Origin of the sequence: Guopingia tenuis (assembly GCF_014384805.1) — a bacterium.
Classification (GTDB): domain Bacteria; phylum Bacillota; class Clostridia; order Christensenellales; family Christensenellaceae; genus Guopingia; species Guopingia tenuis.
Genome location: NZ_JACRSS010000001.1, coordinates 466,721 through 492,047 on the forward strand (window position 1 = coordinate 466,721; position 25,327 = coordinate 492,047).

General features: G+C 52.8%; 23 protein-coding genes. 8 read left to right on the forward strand and 15 right to left on the reverse strand.

The window, feature by feature from the left end:
• Positions 1 to 139 precede the first annotated feature (139 nt).
• The 7 genes from H8693_RS02305 to H8693_RS02335 form a co-directional block, all read right to left on the reverse strand.
• On the reverse strand, positions 140 to 1,153 hold the full coding sequence (locus tag H8693_RS02305; protein ID WP_249279628.1) for a DUF5050 domain-containing protein: 1,014 nt from the start codon (positions 1,151 to 1,153) through the stop codon (positions 140 to 142).
• A gap of 369 nt (positions 1,154 to 1,522) precedes the next feature.
• A complete protein-coding gene (locus H8693_RS02310) occupies positions 1,523 to 2,749 on the reverse strand; it encodes an Nramp family divalent metal transporter (protein ID WP_249279629.1) in 1,227 nt (408 codons plus the stop codon).
• 197 nt (positions 2,750 to 2,946) lie between these two features.
• Positions 2,947 to 3,672 carry a GltB/FmdC/FwdC-like GXGXG domain-containing protein gene (locus H8693_RS02315; RefSeq protein WP_249279630.1) on the reverse strand — a complete coding sequence of 242 codons (726 nt, stop codon included), beginning with the start codon at positions 3,670 to 3,672 and terminating at the stop codon, positions 2,947 to 2,949.
• On the reverse strand, positions 3,669 to 4,904 hold the full coding sequence (locus H8693_RS02320; protein ID WP_249279631.1) for an NAD(P)/FAD-dependent oxidoreductase: 1,236 nt from the start codon (positions 4,902 to 4,904) through the stop codon (positions 3,669 to 3,671). Before H8693_RS02320 ends, H8693_RS02315 begins: the two co-directional genes overlap by 4 nt.
• A complete protein-coding gene (locus tag H8693_RS02325) occupies positions 4,901 to 5,335 on the reverse strand; it encodes a 4Fe-4S dicluster domain-containing protein (protein WP_249279632.1) in 435 nt (144 codons plus the stop codon). The genes H8693_RS02320 and H8693_RS02325 overlap by 4 nt, the downstream gene beginning before the upstream one ends.
• Positions 5,336 to 5,340: 5 nt before the next feature.
• Positions 5,341 to 6,846 carry a glutamate synthase-related protein gene (locus H8693_RS02330; protein WP_249279633.1) on the reverse strand — a complete coding sequence of 502 codons (1,506 nt, stop codon included), beginning with the start codon at positions 6,844 to 6,846 and terminating at the stop codon, positions 5,341 to 5,343.
• Positions 6,846 to 7,937: a class II glutamine amidotransferase gene (locus tag H8693_RS02335; RefSeq protein WP_249279634.1), complete on the reverse strand. Its 1,092-nt coding sequence runs from the start codon at positions 7,935 to 7,937 to the stop codon at positions 6,846 to 6,848. The genes H8693_RS02330 and H8693_RS02335 overlap by 1 nt, the downstream gene beginning before the upstream one ends.
• Before the next feature lie 356 nt (positions 7,938 to 8,293).
• On the opposite strand from H8693_RS02335, the gene H8693_RS02340 reads away from it, so the two are divergent.
• Both H8693_RS02340 and H8693_RS02345 read left to right on the forward strand, forming a co-directional pair.
• Positions 8,294 to 10,384 (forward strand): glutamine synthetase III family protein, encoded by a 2,091-nt coding sequence (locus H8693_RS02340; RefSeq protein ID WP_249280096.1) that lies wholly within the window; start codon positions 8,294 to 8,296, stop codon positions 10,382 to 10,384.
• A 160-nt stretch (positions 10,385 to 10,544) separates the two neighbouring features.
• A complete protein-coding gene (locus tag H8693_RS02345) occupies positions 10,545 to 12,260 on the forward strand; it encodes an ammonium transporter (RefSeq protein WP_249279635.1) in 1,716 nt (571 codons plus the stop codon).
• A 301-nt stretch (positions 12,261 to 12,561) separates the two neighbouring features.
• On the opposite strand, the gene H8693_RS02350 is transcribed toward H8693_RS02345, so the two are convergent.
• Complete coding sequence (locus tag H8693_RS02350; RefSeq protein WP_330605683.1) at positions 12,562 to 13,284, reverse strand: ClpP family protease; 723 nt, start codon at positions 13,282 to 13,284, stop codon at positions 12,562 to 12,564.
• Positions 13,285 to 13,412: 128 nt separating this feature from the next.
• Between H8693_RS02350 and H8693_RS02355 the strand changes: the two genes are divergently transcribed.
• The 6 genes from H8693_RS02355 to H8693_RS02380 all read left to right on the forward strand — a co-directional run bounded on the left by H8693_RS02355 (position 13,413) and on the right by H8693_RS02380 (position 18,054).
• On the forward strand, positions 13,413 to 13,892 hold the full coding sequence (locus H8693_RS02355) for a GNAT family N-acetyltransferase (RefSeq protein ID WP_178619642.1): 480 nt from the start codon (positions 13,413 to 13,415) through the stop codon (positions 13,890 to 13,892).
• A gap of 179 nt (positions 13,893 to 14,071) precedes the next feature.
• Complete coding sequence (locus H8693_RS02360) at positions 14,072 to 14,566, forward strand: GNAT family N-acetyltransferase (protein ID WP_178619639.1); 495 nt, start codon at positions 14,072 to 14,074, stop codon at positions 14,564 to 14,566.
• Between the two features lie 365 nt (positions 14,567 to 14,931).
• A complete protein-coding gene (locus H8693_RS02365; protein WP_249279636.1) occupies positions 14,932 to 15,384 on the forward strand; it encodes a DUF2975 domain-containing protein in 453 nt (150 codons plus the stop codon).
• A gap of 12 nt (positions 15,385 to 15,396) precedes the next feature.
• Positions 15,397 to 15,606, forward strand: coding sequence for a helix-turn-helix domain-containing protein (locus H8693_RS02370; RefSeq protein ID WP_178617989.1), 210 nt, complete (start codon positions 15,397 to 15,399; stop codon positions 15,604 to 15,606).
• Positions 15,603 to 17,300, forward strand: a complete 1,698-nt coding sequence (locus tag H8693_RS02375) for a DUF4153 domain-containing protein (RefSeq protein WP_249279637.1) — start codon at positions 15,603 to 15,605, stop codon at positions 17,298 to 17,300. Before H8693_RS02370 ends, H8693_RS02375 begins: the two co-directional genes overlap by 4 nt.
• Before the next feature lie 16 nt (positions 17,301 to 17,316).
• Positions 17,317 to 18,054 carry a hypothetical protein gene (locus H8693_RS02380; protein WP_249279638.1) on the forward strand — a complete coding sequence of 246 codons (738 nt, stop codon included), beginning with the start codon at positions 17,317 to 17,319 and terminating at the stop codon, positions 18,052 to 18,054.
• A 90-nt stretch (positions 18,055 to 18,144) separates the two neighbouring features.
• On the opposite strand, the gene H8693_RS02385 is transcribed toward H8693_RS02380, so the two are convergent.
• The 7 genes from H8693_RS02385 to rbfA form a co-directional block, all read right to left on the reverse strand.
• Positions 18,145 to 19,407 carry a M16 family metallopeptidase gene (locus tag H8693_RS02385; protein ID WP_249279639.1) on the reverse strand — a complete coding sequence of 421 codons (1,263 nt, stop codon included), beginning with the start codon at positions 19,405 to 19,407 and terminating at the stop codon, positions 18,145 to 18,147.
• Between the two features lie 118 nt (positions 19,408 to 19,525).
• On the reverse strand, positions 19,526 to 21,637 hold the full coding sequence (locus H8693_RS02390; RefSeq protein ID WP_178617997.1) for a polyribonucleotide nucleotidyltransferase: 2,112 nt from the start codon (positions 21,635 to 21,637) through the stop codon (positions 19,526 to 19,528).
• A 171-nt stretch (positions 21,638 to 21,808) separates the two neighbouring features.
• Positions 21,809 to 22,072 carry a 30S ribosomal protein S15 gene (gene rpsO, locus H8693_RS02395; protein WP_249279640.1) on the reverse strand — a complete coding sequence of 88 codons (264 nt, stop codon included), beginning with the start codon at positions 22,070 to 22,072 and terminating at the stop codon, positions 21,809 to 21,811.
• Positions 22,073 to 22,193: 121 nt separating this feature from the next.
• On the reverse strand, positions 22,194 to 23,123 hold the full coding sequence (locus H8693_RS02400; RefSeq protein ID WP_178618737.1) for a bifunctional riboflavin kinase/FAD synthetase: 930 nt from the start codon (positions 23,121 to 23,123) through the stop codon (positions 22,194 to 22,196).
• A gap of 11 nt (positions 23,124 to 23,134) precedes the next feature.
• On the reverse strand, positions 23,135 to 24,001 hold the full coding sequence (truB, locus tag H8693_RS02405) for a tRNA pseudouridine(55) synthase TruB (RefSeq protein ID WP_249279641.1): 867 nt from the start codon (positions 23,999 to 24,001) through the stop codon (positions 23,135 to 23,137).
• 12 nt (positions 24,002 to 24,013) lie between these two features.
• Positions 24,014 to 24,964, reverse strand: coding sequence for a DHH family phosphoesterase (locus H8693_RS02410; protein WP_249279642.1), 951 nt, complete (start codon positions 24,962 to 24,964; stop codon positions 24,014 to 24,016).
• Positions 24,948 to 25,319, reverse strand: a complete 372-nt coding sequence (gene rbfA, locus H8693_RS02415; RefSeq protein WP_249279643.1) for a 30S ribosome-binding factor RbfA — start codon at positions 25,317 to 25,319, stop codon at positions 24,948 to 24,950. Before rbfA ends, H8693_RS02410 begins: the two co-directional genes overlap by 17 nt.
• Positions 25,320 to 25,327: the final 8 nt, after the last annotated feature.

Sequence of the window (25,327 nt, forward strand, 5' to 3'; positions counted from 1 at the left end):
GGCTCACTAAAACGGTGACAACAAAAAGAGGTTTTCAATTAAGAAAGCATTAAAAATGATGCGTATATTATCCTATAAAAAAAGAACCCTACCGGGTTCTTTTTTTATGATATTTCCACCTACATCCAGGTATTCTTTCTTATTCCTCCGCTGCCGAGGTTTCCGAAACCAGGCCGCGAACCAGCTCCGGCTCGCCACCGGCAATGGGAATCCGATAGAGGTCATAATTGTTGTAGACATTCTGGAAATAAATCCAGCCGTCAGCCGAACAGATGCCAACCGCCGAATCCTCGGTCACCAGCTCCGGCTCCTTAGAGGGGTTATTCAGATCCAGACGATAGAAACTCTGATCCTTGACCTGGTTCATCACGTCCAGATAGCAGAAATACAGATAATGATCCACCACATTCATCTCGCTGACAGGCATCTCAGATAGCTGCTTGCGGGCCGAGCCATCTACGCGGACCCGGAAGATGCCGTTGGTGTTTCCATAATAGATCCAGCCGTTTTCAATGCTCATCATCGAGGCGTTATCCGTCCCCACCACTTTGGGATCTTTCCCTTCTAGGCTCAGGGAATAAATTTTGCGCCGGTCGGAAGTGTTGATAAAGATCAGTCGGTCGCCATATACATTGAGGCCTTCTCCGTCATAGGACGTCAGCTGCCGCAAATCGCTGCCGTCTGTCCCTACGCGGTAGATTCCCTTTTTTACCACGTCGATTTCCTTGTCCATAAAGAAATAAACGGTATCATCCACTACGTTGATATATTTCACGGCGCAGTCTGTCAGCCGAATATTTTCCTTGGTCACAACATTATATTTATAGAGATTTGCCGCGTCCGAATGGTTGCTGTAATAGATCCAGTCTCCCTGCATGGCCATGTTGCTGGAAGTCTGATCCGTCAACCGCTCCTGCTTGCCGTCCGCATCCAGAGAAAAGATTCCCTTATAGTTAAAATATGTCGTATCACCGCTCTGCACAACCATTGCATTGTTGCCAATGTTCCCCGAAGTATTGCCCCGGTCTGTCTGATCCGCTGCGGACTGCTGCACAAAGGTGAGCACCGCAATGACAATCAAGGCAATGACCAGAACCCCGGCGCTTATAAACACCGCCAACGTCTTTTTGTTCATTTGCTTTTGTTTCGCCACGTTTCTTTCTCCTATCTTTTGCTTTTGAGAAAATTATACGATGTATTATATCACGTTCCCTTATTTTCTTCAATCCATTTTCTTTGTTACTTGTATAAATGCAAATATCGTTAGCGTTTAATATTTTTTTTGATTTTTTTTAAATTTTTTTCTCTTTTGCTATTGACTTTTTCTTTTTATCTGGTATTATATAATCAATACTTAACATTTAGTATTGATGCATTGAGTATACCATCTTTAATCCTTTCTAATTTCAAATCTAGAGGAAGCCCGGTTTATAACCGGGCTTTTTTCTATCCTCTTTCTGCAAAAAGAAAACCGGCCCATCATAAAAAGGCCGGTTTTTTCCGTTATCGTTTCTTTTCGTTTTTAGAAAAACAGCTTATAGAGGTTACGCGCACTGATAAACAGCGTTACCCCGATAACGATGATCGCCAGAATGTTGGCCACCACGCCATTTCTATTCTCCCCCATCAGCTTCTTATCATTGACGACAATCGTCAGGAGAATCGCAATGATGGGCAGGATGACGGCATTCGCTGCCTGGGCAATGATAATCATTTCCGTGGGGCTGGATGTTAGACCGACAGCCGCCAGCACAACGCCCACAGCCAGCACCACCATCCAGATTGCCTTGAAACGCAACTTCTTCATATCGCTGCCCCAGCCGAGAATGCCCGAGGTTGCAAATGCTGCGGACAAAGGCGCGGTGATCGCTGAAGTGAGTCCTGCAGAAAAAATCCCAATGCCAAAGAAATATTTCGCCCAGTCGCCCAAAAGCGGCTGCATCGCTTTGGCCATATCCCCCGCGCTTGTGATCTCCTGCCCCGCCAGAGAAGGATTGGCTGCGGCAATAATGATCATCATGGAGATAATTCCGCCAAGGCCGATGGAAATGATGGCGTCCCACCGCGCCGTCTTGATCTGGGCGCGGTCTTTCCATTTCTGAGCCGAGGCTGAGCAGTGCAAAAAGATATTATAGGGAACTACCGTCGTTCCGATGAGGCCGGCCACGGTGAGCCAAGCGTTTTCCTCATTGGGAACTGCAGGCACGAACAGGCCCTTCAGCACACCACCCCAATCCGGCTGAGAGACAATTGCCGTACTGATAAACACAACGCTCATGATGATGACCAGCGCCATCAAAATCTTCTCCACAACCTTATAGCTTCCCGAGGCCAGCAGGGCTAGTGCGACAGCGCCTACAATCACGCCCCACCAGGGAATGCTGATTTCCGAAAAGATTAGGTTTGTCCCCATGGCGCCGCCTGTGATATTTCCGGTTTCATATGCGATGTTGCCAATGAAAATGGCAGCAATCACCAGGATAATCACAAAAATTAAAATTCCTTTTTTATGCTGATACCGCTCCCGCAGCGCTTCCCCTAAGCCCATTTGGGTGACGATCCCCACCCGGCTCGCCATCTCCTGAAAGACGATGGTGGCGATAGTGGAAAACAGCATGGCCCAAAGCAGGGTGTATCCGTAGCTCGCACCAGAAAGCGTGCAGGTCGTTACCGTCCCGGGGCCGATAAACGCAGCCGCAACAAGGGCGCCGGGACCAATATTTTTCAGCTTCTGCCAAAACTTGCTCATGTTCCTTTTCCTCACTATTCCTTTTTAATTGAAATACGGATATTCTAAAAAACGCCGAAAATCCATACTATATGAAAAGATGATATTGATAGTATATGATAATCAGTATACTGTAAAATTTTTTATCTGGCAAGAAAAGATTGGGCGGAAAACCGAAAATGATCCGTTTTTCCGCCCGAAGAGGAGTTATTTTGGCCTTAATTATATGTATATAGCTGTTTATAGGGATTTTTGGTATCCGGAGTGAGAATCACAAAGGAATCCTCCAAAATCTCTTTGGAATCTCTGCCAAAAAGGCGGCAGTATTCCTGAATCAGTGGCTGGAGCTCCGCTTTATCCTCTTCCTCCGCAAAGCAGGCATGAACCTGCGCCGGAAGTTTTTCTGGGAGAGACTCCGCCCGGATCGCCATTTTTCCGCCGTGCATTCCCGTCCCGCAGAAGCTGCCCACGGGGTATTCCCCTTCCTCGCAATCCAGGCCTAGGACGACAATTGTGCCCCCGGCCTGATATTCTCCAAGGAAGCAGCCCGCCCGGCCGCCAATGACGATTGCCGGCTGTTTATCCTTAAATGCCTTCATATGGATTCCCGCGCGGTATCCCGCGTCCTTTTCCACAAAGATGCTCCCGCCGCGCATGGCATAGCCCGTTGCGTCTCCGGAGGAACCATGGATTATGATGGTCCCTTCATTCATAGTATCACCTACGGCATCCTGTCCATTTCCTCGCACCTCGATGACCGCGCCGTTCAGATACGCCCCCAGGGCATTGCCCGGGGTCCCGGCGATGTTGATATGCTTGCCGTTGAGGCCGCTTCCAATATACCGCTGGCCGCAGCAGTTTTCCACCGTCACCTCTGTTCCGGCAGCCTCCCGGATCTGCTCGTTTAAATCTTTAAAGTGCATTCCCGATGCATCGATCATCATATCCGCATTCCTCCCAGTTTCTCTGCTCTCTGCTTTCTGGAAAATGCCATCAGCTGCGGCTTTTCCTTGATAAGCTGGTAATCGATGGCGGCAAGGGGCGTCTGTTCCCGGATCAGGGAGGTGTAGATGCCCGCCCGCTCGACATTCCCAATCAGAATATATCCTTTGAGCAGACCGTCTTTCGTCACCAGCTTTTTGTAATTCCCTTCCGAATCCTGCAGCACCTCCGCATCGCCGTCATAGCTTCCGGCCGTAATCATATGCAGCCCGAAAAAGCCGATGGCATTCATGGGAACGGCTTTTTTGAAATGGGCCTCTCCCCCGGCCATGGCGATTCCCGCAGCTTCCCCCTGCATATAGGCATTGGGCAGCAGAGCCAGGATCCGGTTCTGTCCTGTCGTAATATCATAACTTTCGCAACAGTCTCCCGCCGCATAGATATCCGGCAGAGAGGTTTCCCCGCAGTCGCTGGCAGCGATGCCGCGGGAGACCTTCCCCCCCGCCTGGGCGACCAGCTCCGTATTGGGACGCACGCCCACGGCAATGACAACCACATCAAATCCAATCTCTTTTCCGCTTTGCAGCAGCGCCCGCTCCGGCAGGAATTGCCGGACGCTGTCGGATAAATAGAAAACAATTCCTTTTGCTTCCAGAAGTCTCTGCACAATAGATGAGCCTTCCGCGTCCAAAATACTCGGCAGAATGCGATCCGCCAGGTCGACGACAGCGATAGAGCCAACCCGCCCATGGATTCCCTCCGCGCATTTCAGCCCAATCAGTCCGGCTCCCACAATCAGTACCCGGCTTTTGGGGGTGAGCGCTGCTTCCAACGTTTTGGCATCCTTCAGTGTCATAAAGGTAAAACGCTTTTTCACCATTTCCAACCCCTCCATCGGCGGAATAAAGGGGCGGGAGCCGGTTGCCACCATAAGCTTGTCATAGGCGATCTTCTCTCCATCCTCCAGCAAAACTGTTTTTTCCTCCGGCCGAATGGCGCAAACGTGTCTGCCCAGGAGCAGCGTTACTCCGTTTTTTTCATAAAAATCATCCGGGCGGTACTTCATCCTTTCCTCTGTCGTCTTTCCGCAAAGCAGATAGGAAATAAGCGGCCGGGAATAGGTATGATACGCCTCGTCGCTGATCACTGTAATAGAGCCGGCGCCGTCCACCTGGCGAATCCCCTCGATGGTCCCCACGGCCGCCGCCGAATTTCCGATAATCACATATCTCATACTGCTCTCTCCTCGAAAACAATGGCCTTGTTGGGGCATCCCTTCACGCAGGCCGGCAGGCCTCCGGCATTTTTCGTACATAGCTCACACTTTTGGATCGCTCCATTTTCCGAAGGCATGACCGCACCATAGGGGCAGGCCATGATACAGGTATAGCAGCCTACGCACTTTTCCGGATCGATGGAGATGACGCCGTTTTCCTCTGTCAAAGCGCCGCTGATACAGCTTTTGACGCATAGTGGTTCGTCACAATGGCGGCAGGACACGGCAAAGCTCACGTTGCCCCGCTCCTCGATGCGGATACGGGGATGGATCTCGATTCCCTTGAGGGCCTTGACCATGTCGCTTTCCCCGGAATTGGCAAAAGCACAATAGTATTCGCAAAGATGGCAACCCAGGCACCATTTTTCATTGACATAGATTTTCTTCATCTGCCTTATTCCCCCGCATGCTTGATCCCAAGGATCTCCAGCTCTTTTTCGTTGAGGCCCACACCCCGCAGCATCAGGCGGTTGCCCCGCAGGGCTTCAATGGAGTTGATTCCCATGCCGCCCATCATTTCCTTAATCTCGTGGTTCCAGGCAGTCACCAGGTTGATGAGGCGCTGGCATCCCACGTCTGGATTCAGCCGCCGCACCAGCTCCGGCCGCTGGGTTGCTATTCCCCAGTTGCATTTTCCGCTGTGGCAGTTGCGGCAGAGATGGCAGCCCAGGGCCAGCAGGGCGCTTGTGGCAATATACACCGCGTCCGCCCCCAAAGCAATGGCCTTGACGATATCCGCACTGTTCCGAATGGAACCGCCGATGACCAGCGAAACATGATTGCGGATCCCTTCCTGCCGCAGCCGTTCATCCACGCTGGCCAGCGCCAGCTCGATGGGAATGCCCACGTTGTCGCGGATGCGTGTAGGCGCGGCGCCTGTGCCGCCTCGGAAGCCGTCGATAGCAATGATATCCGCGCCGCTTCGTGCAATGCCGCTGGCAATGGCCGCCACGTTATGCACAGCCGCAATTTTCACAATGACTGGCTTTTTGTATTCCGTCGCCTCTTTGAGGGAAAATACCAGCTGCCGCAGGTCCTCAATGGAATAGATATCGTGATGAGGCGCCGGGGATATGGCATCCGACCCTTCGGGGATCATGCGCGTTTTGGAGATATCTCCCACAATTTTCGCCCCCGGCAGGTGCCCGCCGATTCCGGGCTTGGCTCCCTGCCCCATCTTTATTTCGATAGCCGCACCTGCCTCCAGATAGGCCTTATGCACGCCAAAGCGTCCGGACGCCACCTGCACGATGGTATGCGGGCCGTACTGGTAGAAATCCTCATGGAGCCCGCCTTCCCCCGTGTTATAGAAGGTTCCCAGCGCCGTCGCCGCCCGGGCCAGGCTCTCATGGGCATTATAGCTGATGGAGCCATAGGACATGGCCGAGAACATCACCGGAACCTGCAGTTCCAGCCCCGGAGGCAGGTTGTTCACGAGTCTGCCCGCATCATCCCTTTGAATTTTGGAAGGCTTCGCCCCCAAAAATACCTTGGTTTCCATCGGCTCCCGCAGGGGATCGATGGAAGGATTGGTGACCTGGGAAGCATTGATGAGGATATGATCCCAATAGATGGGATACTGCTTGGGATTCCCCATGGAGGAGAGCAGTACGCCGCCGCTTCCGGCCTGGCGGTATATTTCCGCGATATTTGTCCCGCTCCAGCTGGCGTTCTCCTTAAATGTATGGTCGGTTTTTACGATCTTCAGGGCCCGTGTGGGACATAGCGATACGCACCGATGGCAGTTGACGCATTTGCTCTCGTCGCTCATCATGCGCTTATTTTCAGGGTCATAGAAATGCACTTCATTGGCGCACTGCCGTTCACATACGCGGCAGGCGATGCACCGATCCGCATTACGGACCACTTCATATTCCGGATATAAGAAATCGATGGGCATTATGCTGCACCTCCATCCAATGTCACAATCACAGCTTCTCCGCCTTTGGGGGACCAGACCGCGTCCAGCTCCGGCTCCACGATGCGGATCGCGCATTCCTCGCTGGCCATATAGACCCGGTCTCCCTTTTCTCCCACTACCATACTGCGCAGCTTGAGGCGGTCGTTTAGCGCCATCATGCCGCCGTCAAATCCGATGAGAATGGAAAAAGGCCCGGTGATGAGCAGACTGGAGAACATATTGCGAAGATAGGTCATCCGCTCCCGTTCCTCCGGTTCCATCGCCTCAATATCGCTCCAGAAGGGGGCCGCAATGACATCCGCCGTCTCCGTGAGGCTGAGGCCCTGTTTGCGGACGAGAAAATCAATGATATAGGTGATGACCTCGGTATCCGTCAGAAGATTACATTTATAGCCATACATCTCGATAAACCGGCGGTTGGCATCATAGGAGGAAATTTCCCCGTTATGCACCACCGAAACGTCCAGCGTCGCAAAAGGATGCGCTCCGCCCCACCAGCCAGGGGTGTTGGTAGGATACCGTCCGTGCGCCGTCCAGCAATATCCGGCATATTCTTCCAGCCGATAAAACCGGCCCACATCCTCTGGATAGCCCACGGCCTTGAACACGCCCATATTCTTTCCGCTGGAAAAAACATAGGCCCCCGTGATATCCGAATTGATGCGCGTCACGCACCGGGATGTAAATTCAGATTCCTCCAGCTGGGTCTCCTCCAGCTTGGTGTGCAGCGGGCGCACAAAGTAGCGCCAGATCAACGGCTCATTGACGATGGAGGCCACCTTCCTTGTGGGGATCTTGGATAGATTGATAATATCGAAATGTTCTTCAATAAAGGCTTCGCAGGTTCCCTTTGCCGTTTTGTCGTCATAAAAGACGTGCAGGGCATAGAAATCCTTATACTGCGGATAAATGCCATATCCGGCAAAACCGCCGCCCAGGCCGTTGGAGCGGTCATGCATCGTGGCAATTGATCGGACGATCACATCGCCCGGGATGGCTTCTCCTGTTTTTGAAAAAATTCCCGAGATCGCGCATCCGGATGGAATCCTCGCCTCTCCCTCTAAAAGCATCGTTCTCCCTCCTCATTCAGGTCAAATTCTGCAATTATTATATGGAATAACTTTCATTTTGTCAATATCAAAATGCAATTATTTATTTTTATAATTTCATTTTAGATATCTGTTTTTGCTTTTCTATACATTATATACGCTATTTCTCCTTCAATTTTTAAATTATTTTTTTAAAAAACTTGCAAATTTTCTATTGACATTTGCAAGTTTATGTTCTATAATCATTCATAAATCAGCAAGGGCGCTGTGATAAGGCTTCGGCCTTTCATGGGGCTCTTTATCTTTTTTAAGGATGTGTTGTTATGAAACATGAAAGCGCTCAGTTTTCGGAAAAACAGGAAAGGACGGTAACAAAAATGGATCGAATCCCGGAATTATTTGGAAGCCTGGTATTTAACGACGAGACGATGAAGGAACGCCTCCCCAAAGATACCTACAAAGCCATGAAAAAGACGATTGAAGAGGGAAAATCCCTGGATCTTTCGGTGGCGAATGTCGTTGCCAATGCCATGAAGGATTGGGCCATCAGCAAAGGCGTCACACACTTCACCCATTGGTTCCAGCCCATGACCGGGGTAACGGCCGAAAAGCACGACAGCTTTATTTCCGCCACCCAGGACGGCAACGTCATCATGGAATTTTCCGGCAAAGAGCTCATCAAGGGCGAGCCGGATGCCTCCAGCTTCCCCTCCGGCGGCCTGCGGGCTACGTTTGAGGCCCGGGGCTACACTGCATGGGACCCCACCTCTTATGCCTTTATCAAGGACGGCATCCTCTGCATCCCCACGGCCTTCTGCTCCTATGGCGGCGAGGCTCTGGACAAAAAGACGCCGCTGCTTCGCTCTATGGAAGCCATCAACGTGCAGGCGCTGCGCATTTTGAAGCTGTTCGGAAAGACGGATGTCAAGCGGGTTGTGACTACTGTCGGCCCGGAGCAGGAGTATTTTCTCATCAACAAATCCGATTATCTGAAGCGCGAGGATCTGCGCCTCTGCGGCCGCACTCTGTTCGGCGCAAAGCCGCCCAAGGGGCAGGAGCTGGATGACCATTATTTCGGCGCCATCAAGCCCCGGGTCGTCGCCTATATGAAAGAACTGGATGAGGAGCTTTGGAAGCTGGGCATTCTCGCAAAGACAAAGCATAACGAGGTGGCCCCCTCTCAGCATGAGCTGGCTCCCATATTTTCCTCCACCAACATTGCCACAGACCATAACCAGCTGACCATGGAGCTGATGCGCAAGGTGGCCGACCGCCACGATATGGCCTGTCTGCTCCATGAAAAGCCCTTTGACGGCGTCAATGGTTCGGGCAAGCACAACAACTGGTCGATTTCCACCAGCGATGGCGTGAATCTGCTGGAGCCCGGCAAATCCCCCTATGACAACGCCCAGTTCCTGCTGTTCCTCTGCGCGGTTATCAAGGCCGTGGACGACTATCAGGATCTGCTGCGCATCTCTGTCGCCAGCGCAGGCAACGACCACCGCCTGGGTGCCAACGAAGCGCCGCCGGCCATCGTTTCCATGTTCGTGGGCGATGAACTGGAGGGCATTCTGGAATCCATTGAAACCGGGAAACCCTATAAGGGAAAATCGGCGGGAGAAATGGAAATCGGTGTCCATGTCCTGCCCCATTTCCGCAAGGACACCACCGATCGGAACCGGACCTCGCCCTTCGCCTTTACCGGCAATAAATTCGAGTTCCGCATGCTGGGTTCTACCTTCTCCATCTCCGGCCCCAACCTGGTTCTCAATACCATTGTTGCGGAATCTCTGGCACAGTTTGCCGATGAGCTGGAAGGAGCCCCGGATTTTCAGGCTTCTCTGAAAGCCCTCATTCAGCGGGTTATCCGGGAGCATAAGCGCATCATCTTCAACGGCAACAACTATTCGGAAGAATGGGTCGCCGAGGCGGAAAAGCGCGGGCTTTTGAATCTGAAATCCACGGTCGATGCCTTGCCGCTGTTTATCAGCGAGAAAAATATCGCGCTGTTTACCAAGCATCATATCTTTACGGAAACGGAAATGCACGCCCGTTATGAGATTTTGCTGGAAAACTATGGCAAGACCCTTCATATCGAGGCAGCGACAATGCTGGATATGGCGAAAAAGGATATCCTCCCGGCAGTCGCCTCCTATATAAACGAGCTGTCCCAATGCGCTGTCCGCAAAGCGTCTGTTTCGGATACCATGGATTGCAGCGCGGAAAAGGCTTTGATCGCAAGGCTTTCCGCGTCCCTCGCCCGGTTCTATCAGGAAATCGAGGCTTTGGAGGCCGCCCTCATTCAGGCCGAAGAAAAAGCGGATCCTCGGGAGAGCGCAGAGAGCTACCATGACGGCGTTCTCGCCGCCATGGAAGAGCTCAGAAGGACGGGCGACGAAATGGAGTCGATGACCGCCAAAAAATATTGGCCATATCCCTCCTATAGCGACATGCTGTTCAGCGTATAACGTTCGCTGCCGCATAGACGGTTTGCAATAAAAGTTTGGGGCACGCATCACACTTCAAAACAAGCAAACAGGACCACTATCCCATCCTGAAAACCGCTTTTCTCCCGATGCGTGTCCCTCTTTTATTCCATTTATATCATTTTATAAGGAGGACTTTTGCATGTTATCATCTGTCGACACCATTTGGGTTCTCGTGGGAGCCGCGCTCGTGTTTTTCATGCAGGCTGGATTTGCCATGGTGGAAACCGGGTTTACCCGCGCGAAGAACGCCGGCAACATCATCATGAAGAACCTGATGGACTTTGCCATTGGAACCCCCGTTTTCTGGATCCTGGGCTTTGGGCTCATGTTTGGAACCAGCATCGGCGGGATTATCGGAACCCCGGATTTCTTCGTTCAGGGCGACTATACCTCTGCCCTGGGCCTGACCGTCGGGACTCCCGCCTTTTTGATCTTCCAGACGGTTTTCTGCGCAACTGCCGCCACCATCGTTTCCGGCGCCATGGCCGAGCGCACAAAATTCTCTACCTACTGCCTCTATAGCCTGATTATCAGCGCCATCGTCTATCCCATCTCCGGCCATTGGATTTGGGGCGGCGGCTGGCTGGCCCAGCTGGGATTCCATGACTTTGCCGGTTCCACTGCCGTGCATATGGTGGGTGGCTTGTCGGCCCTGATCGGCGCAAAGATGCTGGGACCCCGCATTGGAAAATATGACAAGAACGGCAAGCCCAAGGCCATTTTGGGCCACAGCATCACGCTGGGCGCTCTGGGCGTCTTTATCCTCTGGTTCTGCTGGTTCGGATTCAACGGCTGTTCCACGCTGGGCGTGACCGGCGATGCGCAAATCCTGAAGGCCGGAAATGTATTCGTAAACACCAATTTGGCCGCTGCCGTCGCTACGGTTGCCGTCATGTGCATCACCTGGATCCGCTATAAAAAGCCGGATGTCTCCATGACGCTCAACGGTTCTCTGGCCGGCCTGGTCGCCATTACGGCAGGCTGCGATATGGTGGATCCCTTCGGCGCCGCCCTCATCGGCTTGATTGCCGGCTTTGTGGTCGTGTTCGGCATCGAATTCATCGACAAGAAACTTCATATTGACGATCCGGTAGGTGCCATCGGCGTGCATTGCCTCTGCGGTGCAACCGGGACTATCCTGACCGGCCTGTTTGCCACGGAAAGTGGTCTGTTCTATACGGGAGACGCTTCCTTCCTGGGAGTACAGGTTCTGGGCGTCGCTTCCGTCGCCCTCTGGGTAACCGTCGTCATGACCATCGTATTCTTTATCCTGAAAAAGACCATCGGCCTGCGGGTTTCCCGGGAAGTGGAAATCGCCGGCCTGGATTCCACGGAGCATAACCTCCCCAGCGCCTATGCCGACTTCATGCCCATGCTTCCCGCCACCGGCATCACTGGCTCTTCCGAGGCCAGCGCGCAGAAGCCCGCTGCCACGCCCTCGATGGATGAGGCCGTTCCCGTTAAGGTGATCCCCACCGAGCCTGCCGGAACACCGGGCGCCAGCCGCATTACCAAGGTCACCATCATCACACGGCAGAGCCAGTTTGAAGCTCTCAAGGCGGCCATGGAGGAGATCGGCGTCAACGGCATGACCGTAACCAATGTACTGGGCTGCGGCATGCAGAAGGGCGCCCCGGAATACTATCGCGGCGTAAAGGTGGAAATGACGCTTCTTCCCAAAATCCAGGTGGATATCGTCGTGACCAAGGTGCCAGTGGAAATGGTGATTGCTACGGCCAAGCAGGCTCTGTATACCGGCCATATCGGCGATGGCAAGATCTTCGTCTACCATGTGGAAAATGTGGTGAAAGTGCGCACAGGCGAAGAGGGCTATGACGCCTTGCAGGACGATTGAATTCGCCGGGAAACGTGTCTGTCGGATGCGTTTTCATAACAACACAAAAGGGCAGTCCTTCCAAGGAAGGGCTGCCTCTTTTATTTGTCAAACCAGCATCTCGGGATTCTCTGCCTTATGCTTATGGAGAAGCAGTGTGCAGGCTCGTGTTTTCGCGGGTGTAAAAAAGCCATAATGCAGGGCGGCAGCTGCTTTTCTCATTTTTTTATGCAATTCGCCCATTTCTTCCCGGCGGCAGAGCATTATCCGGTGTATATTCCGTTCCTTTATACACCTCAAGTTCTCTTTCGTCCGCCTTTCCCTATTCCTTTTTCTTGATTAGCTCCCGCAGTTTGTCAAGGGCCTCGTGAAGTCCGCCCACGGCATCGATCAGCTGTTCTTCCACCGCCTGTTTTCCGATGAGTACCGTTCCCATATCGTCGGCCAGTTGGTTTTTGCTGAACATCAGGGCCTCCAGCCGCTCCTCCCGGATGCGGGAATTGGCGCAGATAAATTTGAGGATTCGTTCCTGCATCTTCCGGTAATATTCAAAATTCTGCGGCACGGTGATAAACAGCCCGGTGGTGCGCAGGGGGTGAATCGTCATGCTGGCAGTGGGCGCAATAAAGGCAAAATCGGTGCTCACCGCCAGCGGCACCCCAATGCTGTGGCCGCCGCCCAGCACAAGGGAAACCGAGGGCTTGCTCATGCCGCGGATCAGCTCCGCAATGGCCAGCCCGGCCTCCACGTCCCCGCCCACTGTATTCATAATCACCAGCAATCCCTGGATATCGTCGTTCTGTTCTACATCCGTCAATACGGGAATCACATGTTCATATTTGGTTGCCTTGGATTGGGGCGGCACAATGGTGTGTCCCTCAATCTGCCCGATAATATTGAGAATCTGTATGGATTTTTTCGCCTTAGTCGTCCCCAGTTCCTTCACCTGTTCGATTTTTTCAGAGGAAACAGGGGCGTTTTCTTCTTCAGAGCCCGACGGCGTATTTTCTTCTTCCATGGATTGGGTTGCTCGTTCCAGCTGCATGATTGGTTCTCCTTTTCTTTTTTGCCCAGATCTGGGTCCATCTATATTTTTCTGTTTTTCCGCGTAAAATATACTTTTTTATGATATAGTAATGCTAGAATGAAAAAACATGTTGGGAGGTTCTTTATATGCAGACATACACATGGAAACGCGGCGATTTTACCGTCACCACCGATCCCAGCGGCATCGATCTCAAAAAGGCGGCGGCCCTCATTGCCCGGCAGGACTGGTGCTGCAAGGACAGGCCTCTGGATCTCACCGTCAAGGCCATTCAAAATTCCGAAACCTTCTTCTGCCTGGCCGGCGAAAACCGGGAGGTCGTTGGCTTTGTCCGCCTCATTACCGACTATGCTACCGCCGCCTATGTGACGGATGTGAATATTGCTCCGGAATACAAGGGGCGCGGCCTTTCCAAATTTATCTTTTCCTGCATTATGGAACATCCGGTTTTCTGCAAGCTGCGCCGCATGCTCCTCTGCACGCCGGACGCCCATGGCCTCTATGCCAAATACGACTTCAAGCCCGTGGCCCATCCTGAGGAATTTATGGAACGCCTCATCCCCTATGACGAAGCCTATGCGCATTTTGAAAAAAACAAAAACGCATAGCAAATGTCTTGTCCCCCGCCCCTGAAATATGGTATAATGAACGCACGGCATAACCCGGAAGGGCAGGTCCCTCCCGAAGCCCGGGCGTTCATTGACGGTTGCCATTGCCGCACGATGCGTGGCAAAGACATTGTATCGCAATGACAGGCCCGGTGGCCAATTCAGTTTTGGAGGTATATATGAAAACTTACACATGGACCAAGGGCGAGTATACCGTGACGACGGATTTGTCAAAGGTAGATCTTGAAAAGGCTGCGCTTCTGATGCTGGAGGACGGCTGGAGTATTCACGACCGCCCGGTGGACGTGACAATCAGCGCGTTTGAGAATTCTGTCACCTTCATTTGTCTCCATGGGGAAGAACCCGTCGGCTGTGTCCGGTTGGTGACCGATTTTACCACCGTCGCCTATGCGGCAGACATGATCATCAAAAAGGATCACCGGGGCAAGGGTCTTTCCAAGTTCGTGTTCCAGTGCATCTTTGAGGTTCCTGTTTTTGCCAAGATGCGCCGGATCAATCTGCAGACCCCGGATGCCCATGGCCTTTATGCCAAATTCGGCTTCAAGCCCGTGGCTCATCCCGAGGAAATGATGGAGCGCCTCTCTTCCTATGAGGAAGCCTATCAGTCCTTCTATGATAACCGGGAGCTCATCAAGGAGCTTCGGGAAAGATAAACACGCGATTTTCGGCGGCGCTATAAGCGCCGCTTTTTTGCTGTGATTTTTCGAAACGATTATTTTCCAGGCAGGACGGAAAATAATCGTTTTATTATGGAACTCTCGGCCAAACTTTATAAAGCTGGCTTTTCAGATTTTCAACCCTTCCGCCGCAGAGGAAAATCCTATTATGCGGGCCATAGGCAGCCAAACGTCCAGAGCAGTCCTTTTCTCCGCCCTCGCCTTTTCCGTTCCATTGGCATATTTCTTTCGTCATTTTATGCATTTCAGAATATTTTTATTGTTTTTCGATAAAAATATATTTACAAACGAAAATTTATGTGTTATGCTGAACGCATAGAATGGTCATGGGAGGTTTTCAAATGAACGTATTATCACGGCGGATGGGACTGATTCTCACGGTTATCCTATATATTACCCTGGCGGCGGCAATCCTTGGATTTCTGGTCATTCCCTGGCTGGTTCAGGTTGCCTTCGCAGAATATTTTTCCCAGCAGGTTGCTTCGTTTCTGTTCCTCTATGCCGGAGGCGCGCTGGTCATCTGGCTGATCGTCGAATTCTTGTTCATCATGGACAGCGTGCATAAGGGAACGCCTTTTATTCAGCGCAACGTCAAAAGCCTTTCGCATATTGCCATATGCTGCGGCATCTGCAGCGTGGATTTTCTTGGATATTATCTGTTCTGCAAACCCGCCTCCATCCCCCTTCTCATCTGCGGTCTTATCCTGATTTTCGGCATGCTCTGCGCCATCGTTTTATCCTGCGTGTTCCATCAGGCTGTCCTCTATAAAGAGGAAAACGACCTGACGGTTTAAAGGAGGCGGCATATGATTCTGGTAAATTTGGATGTAATGATGGCCAAACGGAAGATCAGCTTAAACGAGCTTTCCAGCCGCGTGGGCATCAGTCTGGCGAATCTCTCGATCTTAAAAAACAACAAGTGCAAAGCCATTCGGTTTTCCACTCTCAACGAACTCTGCCGGGTTTTGGATTGCCAGCCCAGCGATCTTTTGGAATATAAGGAGGAAGAACAATGAATGAAAACCAAGCTGTTGAAATTCAGCGCATGCCCCGAAAAAATGTTTGGCTTTTGCTGTTTTTGGGAGTTGCCGGCGCCTATCTCTTCCATGGGGTAGTGTTTTACGGCCATCCTCTGGGAATCAACGTTCTCATCGCTGTCCTTTGCTGCTACGGCGTAATCCTGGGAAGCCAAAAGGGGAACCTGAATCTGCGGCGCCAGCAAAACTGGCTGCTGCTACCTTTTATCGCCGCTCTTTGCGCCACCTTTTTTCTATATAACAACTTACTGCTGCTGATACTGAATGGAATAGCAGTGGCTCTGCTCATTCCGCTGCAAATTTCGCTGATGACGGATACCGCTTCCTATCCCGCCTATACCTTTGGGTCTTTTTGTGATGTCTTTTTTTGCCTTTTTGTCCGTCCTTTTCACCGAATCGGCCAAAGTTTCCCGGCCCTTTTCCGTGGTTTTTCCGGCAAAGAGGTCTCCGGGAAGAATACAAAGTATATCTGGATCGGAATTTTGATCGCTCTTCCCGTAGTCGCCGCCTTAACCGCACTTCTCTCCTCGGCGGATATGGTCTTTTCGGATATGCTGTCCCGCCTCTCCACCAAAACCATTCTGGATGGGCTGGGGTATCTGGTGCTGGCCGCCGTTGTCTGTACGCTCTCTGCCAGCTTTATCTATTCTCTTGCCGCAAAAAAGCGGGCCGTTGTTCCTCCGGCGCAGGGGAATCGGCCGGAATTCTCCCTGATCTCCGTCTATATCGTGCTGATTTCCGTCAGCCTGTTACTTTTCATCTTTGGCGTCATCCAATGCCTGTTTCTCTTTGGCGGTGCGGCTCTGCCCGAAGGGGTAAGCTACAGCACCTATGCCCGGACAGGATTTTTCCAGCTCTGCGCGGCCTCCGTGCTGGTCTTCTGCCTGACCGCCGTCTGTATGGCCTTCACCAAACAGGCCCAGGCAAAGCAGGCCCGGTTCCTGCGGATTCTCTACACCTGGCTTAATGCCTCCAACATTCTCCTTCTGGTCTCCTCCTTTTGCCGTATGGTGCTCTATGAGCAGGCCTATCAATATACCCGGTTGCGGCTGTATGTCCAGTTTTTCATCCTTCTGCTGGGAGCCATCCTGGTGTTGACCATTCTGAAAATCTGGCGGCAGAAATTTCCATTGGCAAAATGCGTCTGCTTCGCCATCCTCATCTCCCTGTCGGCGCTCTCCTATTTCAATGTCGACGGCTTCATCGCCCGGGAAAACAGCCGGAATATGCCGGCTGCTTTAAAGGAGGATTCGGACGGTATGCCGGAAGACCCCATGGGATATCTCTATTCGCTTTCCGCAGACGCCCTGCCCGGCTATGCCCATCTTTTGCTGGACGGGGATTTTCTGGACGACACGGCTTTTCGGCAATATCAGAAGTACGCCAATTTTGCGGATTTTCACAAAAATGATTTTTCCGATGGCCTCTTTCCCAATGAATTGGCGAAAGATGAGGATGAGTTCTATGCAACCCTTGCCCGATATCAGAATACTGCCCGTTATTATCAATGGCGCGCCAGGAATATCTTCTCCCTATATAAAGAATGCAAAAACAACAGCGGCGATCTTCGCTCCTATAATACCGGCCGGGCAGCGGCTCTTGAATTTTTCACATCGCATCCGGAGTTTTTAGAAAAGCTGCAGAGCTTTCAGGCGCAAGACATAGACGGATAGCCGGGAGGATCAAAATATGAAAAGGCTGGTTATCGCAGCGCCTAAATTGCTGTTTATCCTGTATTCCCTTCTTCCACTCTGCGGGATCGTCGGCGGTTTTTGGGGATACAGCAATTTCACCCTGCAAAATTGCCGCGTTTCTGCCATTCTCCTTGCCGCGGGCACACTGGCCCTGAGCATTCCCGTGTTGATCCGCCCGCGGTATGCATCTGGCAGCGACGTTAATCCTTTTTTTGCCGCCGTGCTTCTCCCGCTCCTTTTTGTGAACTGGCTGTTCTATCTGCATGCCGACGCCTGGCTGGAAAATTTTATATATATGATGATTTGCCTATTAGGTTCCGTTTACTTCCTGTTTATCTATGTGTTCAAAGCCTATCTTTGGACAGTTATCAACAGAATAGGTGCCAGCATCGGTACTGGTTTGATAATATTGCTCTTTGTATCCGCCTTTTCCTTCGCCGCCCTTTTTAGTGGTATTGCAAAAAATACGATTGTCTATAGCGCCATCTCTCCCGACGGAAGCCATGTCGCCCGGCTCATCAGCAACGACCAAGGCGCGCTTGGCGGATATACCTTTGTGGATATTTGCGAATCAGGAGAAATAGACGGTTATTTCTTCCGTCTGGCAAAAAAATCCACACATATATACCAGGGCGAATGGGACGATTATCAGCATATGACGATCTCCTGGGAAAATGATGGCTGTCTGCTCATCAATGGCCGGCGGCATTGCATTCTTCACAAAGATATCTAGTTTTTCCATATAACAAAAAAAGGCCGGGAGGTATCCTCCGGCCTTTTCTATGGCCATCAAATGGAAATTCATTTCGCTGGGTGTCAGTCTTTAAGAAAACAGATCCTCGACCTCGCCGCAGTGATCCACTGCGCCCACGAATACGCCGGTCATCTTTTCTTCGTCAAAGACCATGTCCACTGCCTCGCGGACCGCATCCATATCTACCAGGTTCAGGCTTTCCAACACATCCTCTTCCGAAAGCGGGCTGCCGCCCAAAAGGACGTTTTTGCCGATGGAATTCATCTTGGCTGCGCTGCTTTCCTGCCCCAGGATAAAGTTCCCCCGCAGCTGCTCCTTCGTATTATGAAGCTCCTCGGGAGTAATCAGCTCCTTCTTCAGCCGTTTCACTTCCTCCAGCACCGCCCGAACAGCCTTGGGAGCATTTTCGCTGGAAGTTCCCGCATAAATTGCCAGCATGCCATGGCTGCTGTAGATGGCGGGATAGCAATAGATGGAATAGGCCATGCCCATTTCCTCACGAATCTTCTGGAAAAGCCGGGAGCTCATGCTGCCTCCCAGCAGGTTGGCCACGGCGGACAGCGCATATTTCCGGGGATCCAAAAAGGAATAGGCCGGGAACACGATCCCCACATGGGCCTGCTCCACATCTCTCTTGATGGAAAGATAATGTCTTTCCGGCTTCCATAGCTCATCCTTGGGGAAAGAGAGCGGTGCTCCCTTGCTCTGGATGCCGCCCAGCTTTTTCTCCAGCTCGTCGAGAAGCCAGGCCTCATCATAGTTCCCAACCACGGCGACAATGACGTTCTCCGCATAATAGCATTCGTCCATATATTCCCGGATATCCTCCCGGGTAAACCGGCGGACGTTTTCTGCCGGGCCGAGAATCGTCTTGCCGATGGCGTTTCCCGCAAAGAAGGTTTCCGCCATTTTTTCATGGGCCAGATCCTCGGGATTATCGTTAGACATGGCGATTTCCTCCAGAATTACGCCCTTTTCCTTCTCCATCTCTTTGGCATCAAAGACTGAATGGCAAAACATATCGCAGAGCACATCCGTCGCCACGGAAAGGCGCTCATCCATTACCTTCACATAATAGCAGGTCATTTCCTTGGCCGTGAAGGCGTTGGCCTGCCCGCCGATATTATCAATCTCTGCGGCAATCTGCTGATAGCCCCGCCGCTCGGTTCCCTTAAACAGCATGTGTTCAATATAATGGGAAATTCCGTTCTGCTCCTGGGTTTCCATCACCGAACCGGCTTTGGCCCAGATGCCGATGGTCACAGAACGCATATCCGGCAGATATTCCCCATAGACGCGCACGCCGTTGGAAAGGCGGTTTTCTCTCACCATATTCCTCTCTCCTTTTCTAGTTTATTCTCATAGTATCCCTTGCTCTTCCCCGTTTCATGCAGGAAAAAGCAAAAGGGCCGCAAGGAACTCTTCCCCCGCGGCCCGCCTTTTGCATCTTTTAATCTAACGTGCTGTTGAATTTTTCCAGATCCTCCATGGTGACGCCCTTGTGCGTCAAGTTGATCCGGTTCTGGCTGTCGATCTCGATGACCTTCACCAGGATTTCGTCGCCAATATTCACGACGTCTTCTACCTTCTCCACACGCTTGTTATCCAGCTTGGAGATATGAACCAGGCCGTCCTTTCCGCCCACCAGCTCGACAAAAGCGCCAAAGTTCATGATGCGCACGACTTTGCCCATATAGACATCGCCCACCTTGATATCCCGGGCAATGCCCATGATGGTGGCCTTGGCACGGGCCGCCGCCTCGCTGTCCGGCGTGGAGATAAACACGCGGCCGTCGTCCTCGATATCGATCTTGACGCCGGTATCCGCAATGATCTTGTTGATCATCTTTCCGCCGGGTCCGATGACTTCGCGGATCTTTTCGGGATCGATGGTGAACTGGATGATCTTGGGCGCATAGGGCGAAAGCTCTGCCCGCGGCGCGGACAGGACTTCATTCATCTTGCCCAGGATATGCAGGCGGCCGCGAAGCGCCTGCGCCAGCGCACGCTCAAGGATTTCCTTGTCGATTCCCTTGATTTTTATATCCATCTGGATTGCCGTAATGCCCTTGTCGGTTCCAGCAACCTTGAAGTCCATATCGCCAAGGAAGTCCTCCAGACCCTGGATATCCGTCAGGACGACGATTTTGTCGTCATGCTTGATGAGTCCCATGGCGGTTCCGGCCACCGGCGCTTTCATGGGAACGCCCGCATCCATAAGGGCCAGGGAGCTGGCGCAGATGCTGGCCTGGGAAGTGGACCCGTTGGAGCTCAAAACCTCAGATACCGCGCGGATGGCATAGGGGAATTCCTCTTCCGAGGGGAGCAGCGGCAGAATCGCCCGCTCCGCCAGCGCGCCATGGCCGATTTCCCGGCGGTTAGTGCTGCGGATGGGTTTCGCTTCGCCCGTGGAATAGGGCGGCATGTTGTATTGGTGCATATAGCGCTTGAAAGTCTCCTCCGAGATGCCGTCCAGCGTCTGCCCGTCGCCGATTGCCCCAAGCGTCACCAGGTTCATGACCTGCGTCTGTCCGCGGGTGAACACGGCGCTGCCATGCGTCCGGGCAAACAGCCCGGTTTCACACCAGATGGGGCGGACATCCTCATAGCCGCGGCCATCCGGGCGGATGCCCTGATTGACGATCTTGTCGCGGACGACTTCCTTCATGATCTGATAGAGGGAATTCTCGATGTCCGTCTTTCCCTCGGGATATTTTTCCTCAAAGAAAGCAACGGCGTCCTTTTTCACCTGGGCTTCGCGGGTCTCCCGCTCGGTCCGGTCAAAGGTATCCATCGCCCAAACCATCTTGTCATAGAATTCCCGGCGGACATCCGCATCCAGCTCTTCGGGAACATGATAAATCTCTACTTCCTTTTCCGGCTTGCCGATCTCATCCTTGATGCCCTGGATGAAAGCGCAGATGCGCTTGATCTCTTCATGGGCCAGCAGAATGGCATCCAGCATTTCAGACTCGGTGATTTCCTGCGCGCCGGCCTCCACCATCATGACCGCGTCTTTCGTTCCCGAAACTGTCAGGTTCAGGCGGCTCTTTTCCCGCTGCTCGGAATTGGGGTTGATGATATATTCTCCATCCACCATGCCCACAACGACGGAACCCGTCGGCCCGGCAAAGGGAATGCCCGAAATCGAAAGGGCCACGGAGGAACCAATCATGGCATAAACCTCCGGCGGGTTGTCCGGCTCTACGGAAAGAACCGTCGCAATTACCTGCACATCGTTATAAAAGCCCTTGGGGAACAGGGGCCGCAGCGGGCGGTCGATCAGCCGGCAGGCCAGAACCGCTTTTTCCGAGGGACGCCCCTCTCTCTTGATAAATCCGCCGGGAATTTTCCCAACGGAATACATTTTTTCCTCAAACTCAATGCTCAGCGGGAAGAAATCGATCCCATCCCGGGGCTGCTTAGCGCAGGTCGCGTTGACCAAAACGGCGGTATCGCCGCAACGCACGATGCAGGAGCCATCGGCTTGTCCGCAGTATTTGCCGGTTTCGATAACCAGCTCCTGCCCACCCAGTTCCATCTTGTAAACATGATTTTCCATACTGTCTCTTTTTACCTCCTCGCGGACACCGAGCCCGCCTTTTCATTTATCTCAATTTTCATGTGATACGTTGTAGTTTCAAAACGAAGGTTTTCCAGGAAAAGTTCCATTATAAATGTAGAGCGGCACAAAACCGCTCTACATACCGCATGGGAAGCCCCATGCCAAAGATTATTTTCTGAGTCCCAGTTTTGCGATCAAGGTTCTGTATCTTTCAATATCCTTTTCCTTCAGATAGTTCAAAAGACCCTTTCTCGCACCGACCATCTTCAAAAGACCGCGACGGGAATGGAAATCCTTGTGATGGGTCTTGAAGTGTTCGTTCAGATGGTTGATCCGCGCCGTCAGCAGCGCGACCTGCACTTCCGGGGAACCGGTGTCGCCCTCATGGGTTGCATATTCGGCAATGATTGCCGCTTTGTCGATCTGGCTCATGTTTCTTACCTCCGTTTTAATATCGCCATAAACATTGTAATGCGTTAGGCATTCGCAAAACAAAGAATATGGTTCCATACAAATTTTATTTTATCACAGACAAATGCCTTTGTAAAGCATTTTATCTCATGGATTTCCCCTTTTGAAAGAAGGAGAGCGCCCCTTCCCTATCCTCTGAAAGCTGATGGCGCAACCCCTCCACATTCTGGAACTTTACCTCGCCCCGCAGATATTGAAACAGGCGAACGCAGACCTCTTCGCCATAGATATCCCCGGCAAAGCCGATCATATGGCTTTCGATATTGACCGTGTCTCCGTCGTCCACCGTGGGCCGCATTCCGATGTTGGTGATCCCGGCGTATTTCCTTCCCCGGTATTCCACGCTGGAGATATATACGCCGCGCTTGGGGCAGAGCTTGCCCTCCGGGACATAGAAATTTACTGTGGGGAAACCGATGGTGCGCCCCAGCCGTTTCCCATGCTCCACCCGGGCATGAAAGGCATATGGCTCTCCCAAAAGCTGGGCTGCCCGGGCCGGCTCGCCATGCAGAAGCAGCTCACGGATGCGCGTGCTGCTCACCGGCTCGCCCTCCCATTCCACCGGCTTTTCGATATATACCTTTGCGCCCCGCGCCCCGGCATATTCCTGCAAAAACCGCGGCGTCCCCCGAGCGTCCTTTCCAAAGGTGTTGTTATATCCCACAACGATGACCCGTGCGCGCAGCGCAGACAAAAGAAAATCGACAAATGCCTCCGCCGGCATATCCGCCAGCTCCCGGGTAAATTTCTGCATCCAAAGATAGTCGATCCCCTGGGCCGCAAAGGCCGCCTGTTTTTCGCTCTTTGTGAAAAGAGCGCCTGTCTTTTTGCCCAATACGGCGCCGGGAATGCCGGAAAAAGTATAAACCGCCGTCGCCAACCCCTGCCGGGACGCCGCCTGCTTCAGCCGCCAGAGAATCTGCTGGTGGCCCCGGTGCATGCCGTCAAAGGTGCCGATGGCAACCGCCGTATCCTCGCCGGGCCGCTCTTTGTTTTGATCGATTCGGAGCATCCTTGCCTCCCTCAATACAATGCCGTTTCCAGCCGGACAGTTCCTTCCTCTGCCCGCCCGATCCCATAAAATATCTCCCGGCAATACAGACGGTATTCCCCTGTTTCCACAGGTTTTCCCGGAACAATGGTCTGCCCGTTTTGCAATGCGAATTCCCATTCCCCTCCCAGCACAAGGGCGGGCAATTCTCCCAGTGCCGCTTCGGGCGGCTGCAAAAAGGAATGATCGCCCCGCTCTGCCATGGCGCGGATTTCATCCACCGTATACGCATGGGTCACATCACTGCCGCCGGAAGCCGACCGCAGCAGGAAGGTCAGGCAGGCCGGAACCCCCAGCCGTTTCCCGAGATCCGCCGCCAGCGTCCGGATATAAGTGCCTTTGGAGCAAACCACCTCCAAAAGAAAGCAGTTTTCCCCCCTTTGTTCGCGGACTGTCAGGCCGTAAATCATCACTTCCCGGGGCGGTTTCCGGACGGCCAGCCCCTTTCGGGCCAGCTCATAGGATTTCCGTCCCTCGATTTTTACGGCGGAATACAGCGGCGGAACCTGCTGGATCTTTCCCAAAAATTCGGAAAGCACGGCCTCCAGCTCCTGCCGGTGCACCGAGCAGTCCCTCCTCTCGGTCACTTCTCCATAGCTGTCCAGCGTATCCGTGGCCACGCCGAAGGTGATCTCCGCCAGATATGTTTTTTTATGGTCCATCACCCGGTCGGAAAGCCGGGTGGAACGGCCGGCCAACACCACCAGCACGCCTGCCGCGCCCGGATCCAGCGTGCCCGCATGGCCGATCCGCCGGATTCCCAGAATCCGCCGCAAAAACACGACGACGCCGCTGGAGGACATCCCCGGCGGCTTCAATACGTTAATCATTCCATTCATAAACTTTCGTTCCTATAACAGGGCTTCCGCCGCCCGCAGGAGCGTTCCCAAAACTTCCTCCAGGCTGCCCTGCGCCGTGCAGCCCGCGGCATGCACATGGCCGCCGCCCTGAAACTGCATCGCCAGCTTTGCAACATCCGCATATTCCTTGCTGCGCAGGCTCACCTTAAAGGTTTTCTCCCCGGTTTCCCGCAGGAAAATAGCGATCTCCACGCCCTCCACTTCCCGGGCATAGTTAATGAGTTCGTCACAGTCCTCTTTTACGGCGCCGCAGGCAGCATAATCTGCCTGCAGGACGTATAGGCTCGCAATCCTTCCGCCGCAGTGGAGCTGCAGCCGCTCCAGGGCCTGTCCCAACAGTTTTGTCGCGCCCAGAGAACGCACATGATAAATCCGTTCCGTGAGCATGGGGATATCCGCTCCCTGCTCCCGCAGACGGGCCGCCGCGTGCAGCAGGGCCGCATCCACATTGGAATACGAAAAGTTCCCCGTATCCGTGCTGATGGCGGCATACAGCGCGTTGGCCATATTTTCGTCGACCCTGGCCCCCATCGCTTCCAAAAGCTCCAAAATGATCTGCCCCGTCGCCCCATAGGGCCGGATGAGATTATATTTCCCATAGCCGATGTTGGTCCCATGATGGTCGATAACGATGGTTTCCCCCACGGCTTCAAACAAGGCGCCGAACTTGCCCAGCCGCCCCAAATCTCCCGCATCTACGGCAATGATGCAGTCATAGCCCTCTTTGGGGGTATCCGCAAAGGAATGCACTGGAAAGTATCCGGTCAAAAAACCCAATTTTTCGGGAATATCGCCGTCCACCGCGCAGACGACATCCTTGCCCAGCTTTTCCAGCGCCAGGCAAAGGGCCACGGCGCTCCCAATCGTATCCCCGTCCGGGCTTACATGGCTCAGCACCAAAAAGCGGGTATGGGCGTATAGCTGCTCAAGAATCCTCTTCATGTTCCCTGTCCTTTGCCGTCACTTCATCAATCAGCTTGGAAATATGAATGCTATATTCCACAGACGTATCATGCACAAAGGCCAAATTGGGGATACGCCGCACCTTGATTTTGTCGTTGAGCTTGGCGCGGATAAACCCCTCTGCCCGTTCCAGGGCTTCCATTGTGGAATCCACCCTTTCGGGCGTGTCATAAATGCTCACATACACCTTTGCATATTTGAGATCCGGCGTGATTTCCACCCGCATAACGCTCAGCATGGCGCTGACGCGCGGGTCCTTCAAATCCGTTAGAAATATTTCGCTCAAAGCCCGCCGGAATTCCCCTTCCAGGCGAACCTCCCGATTTTTTGCCATAGAATCCT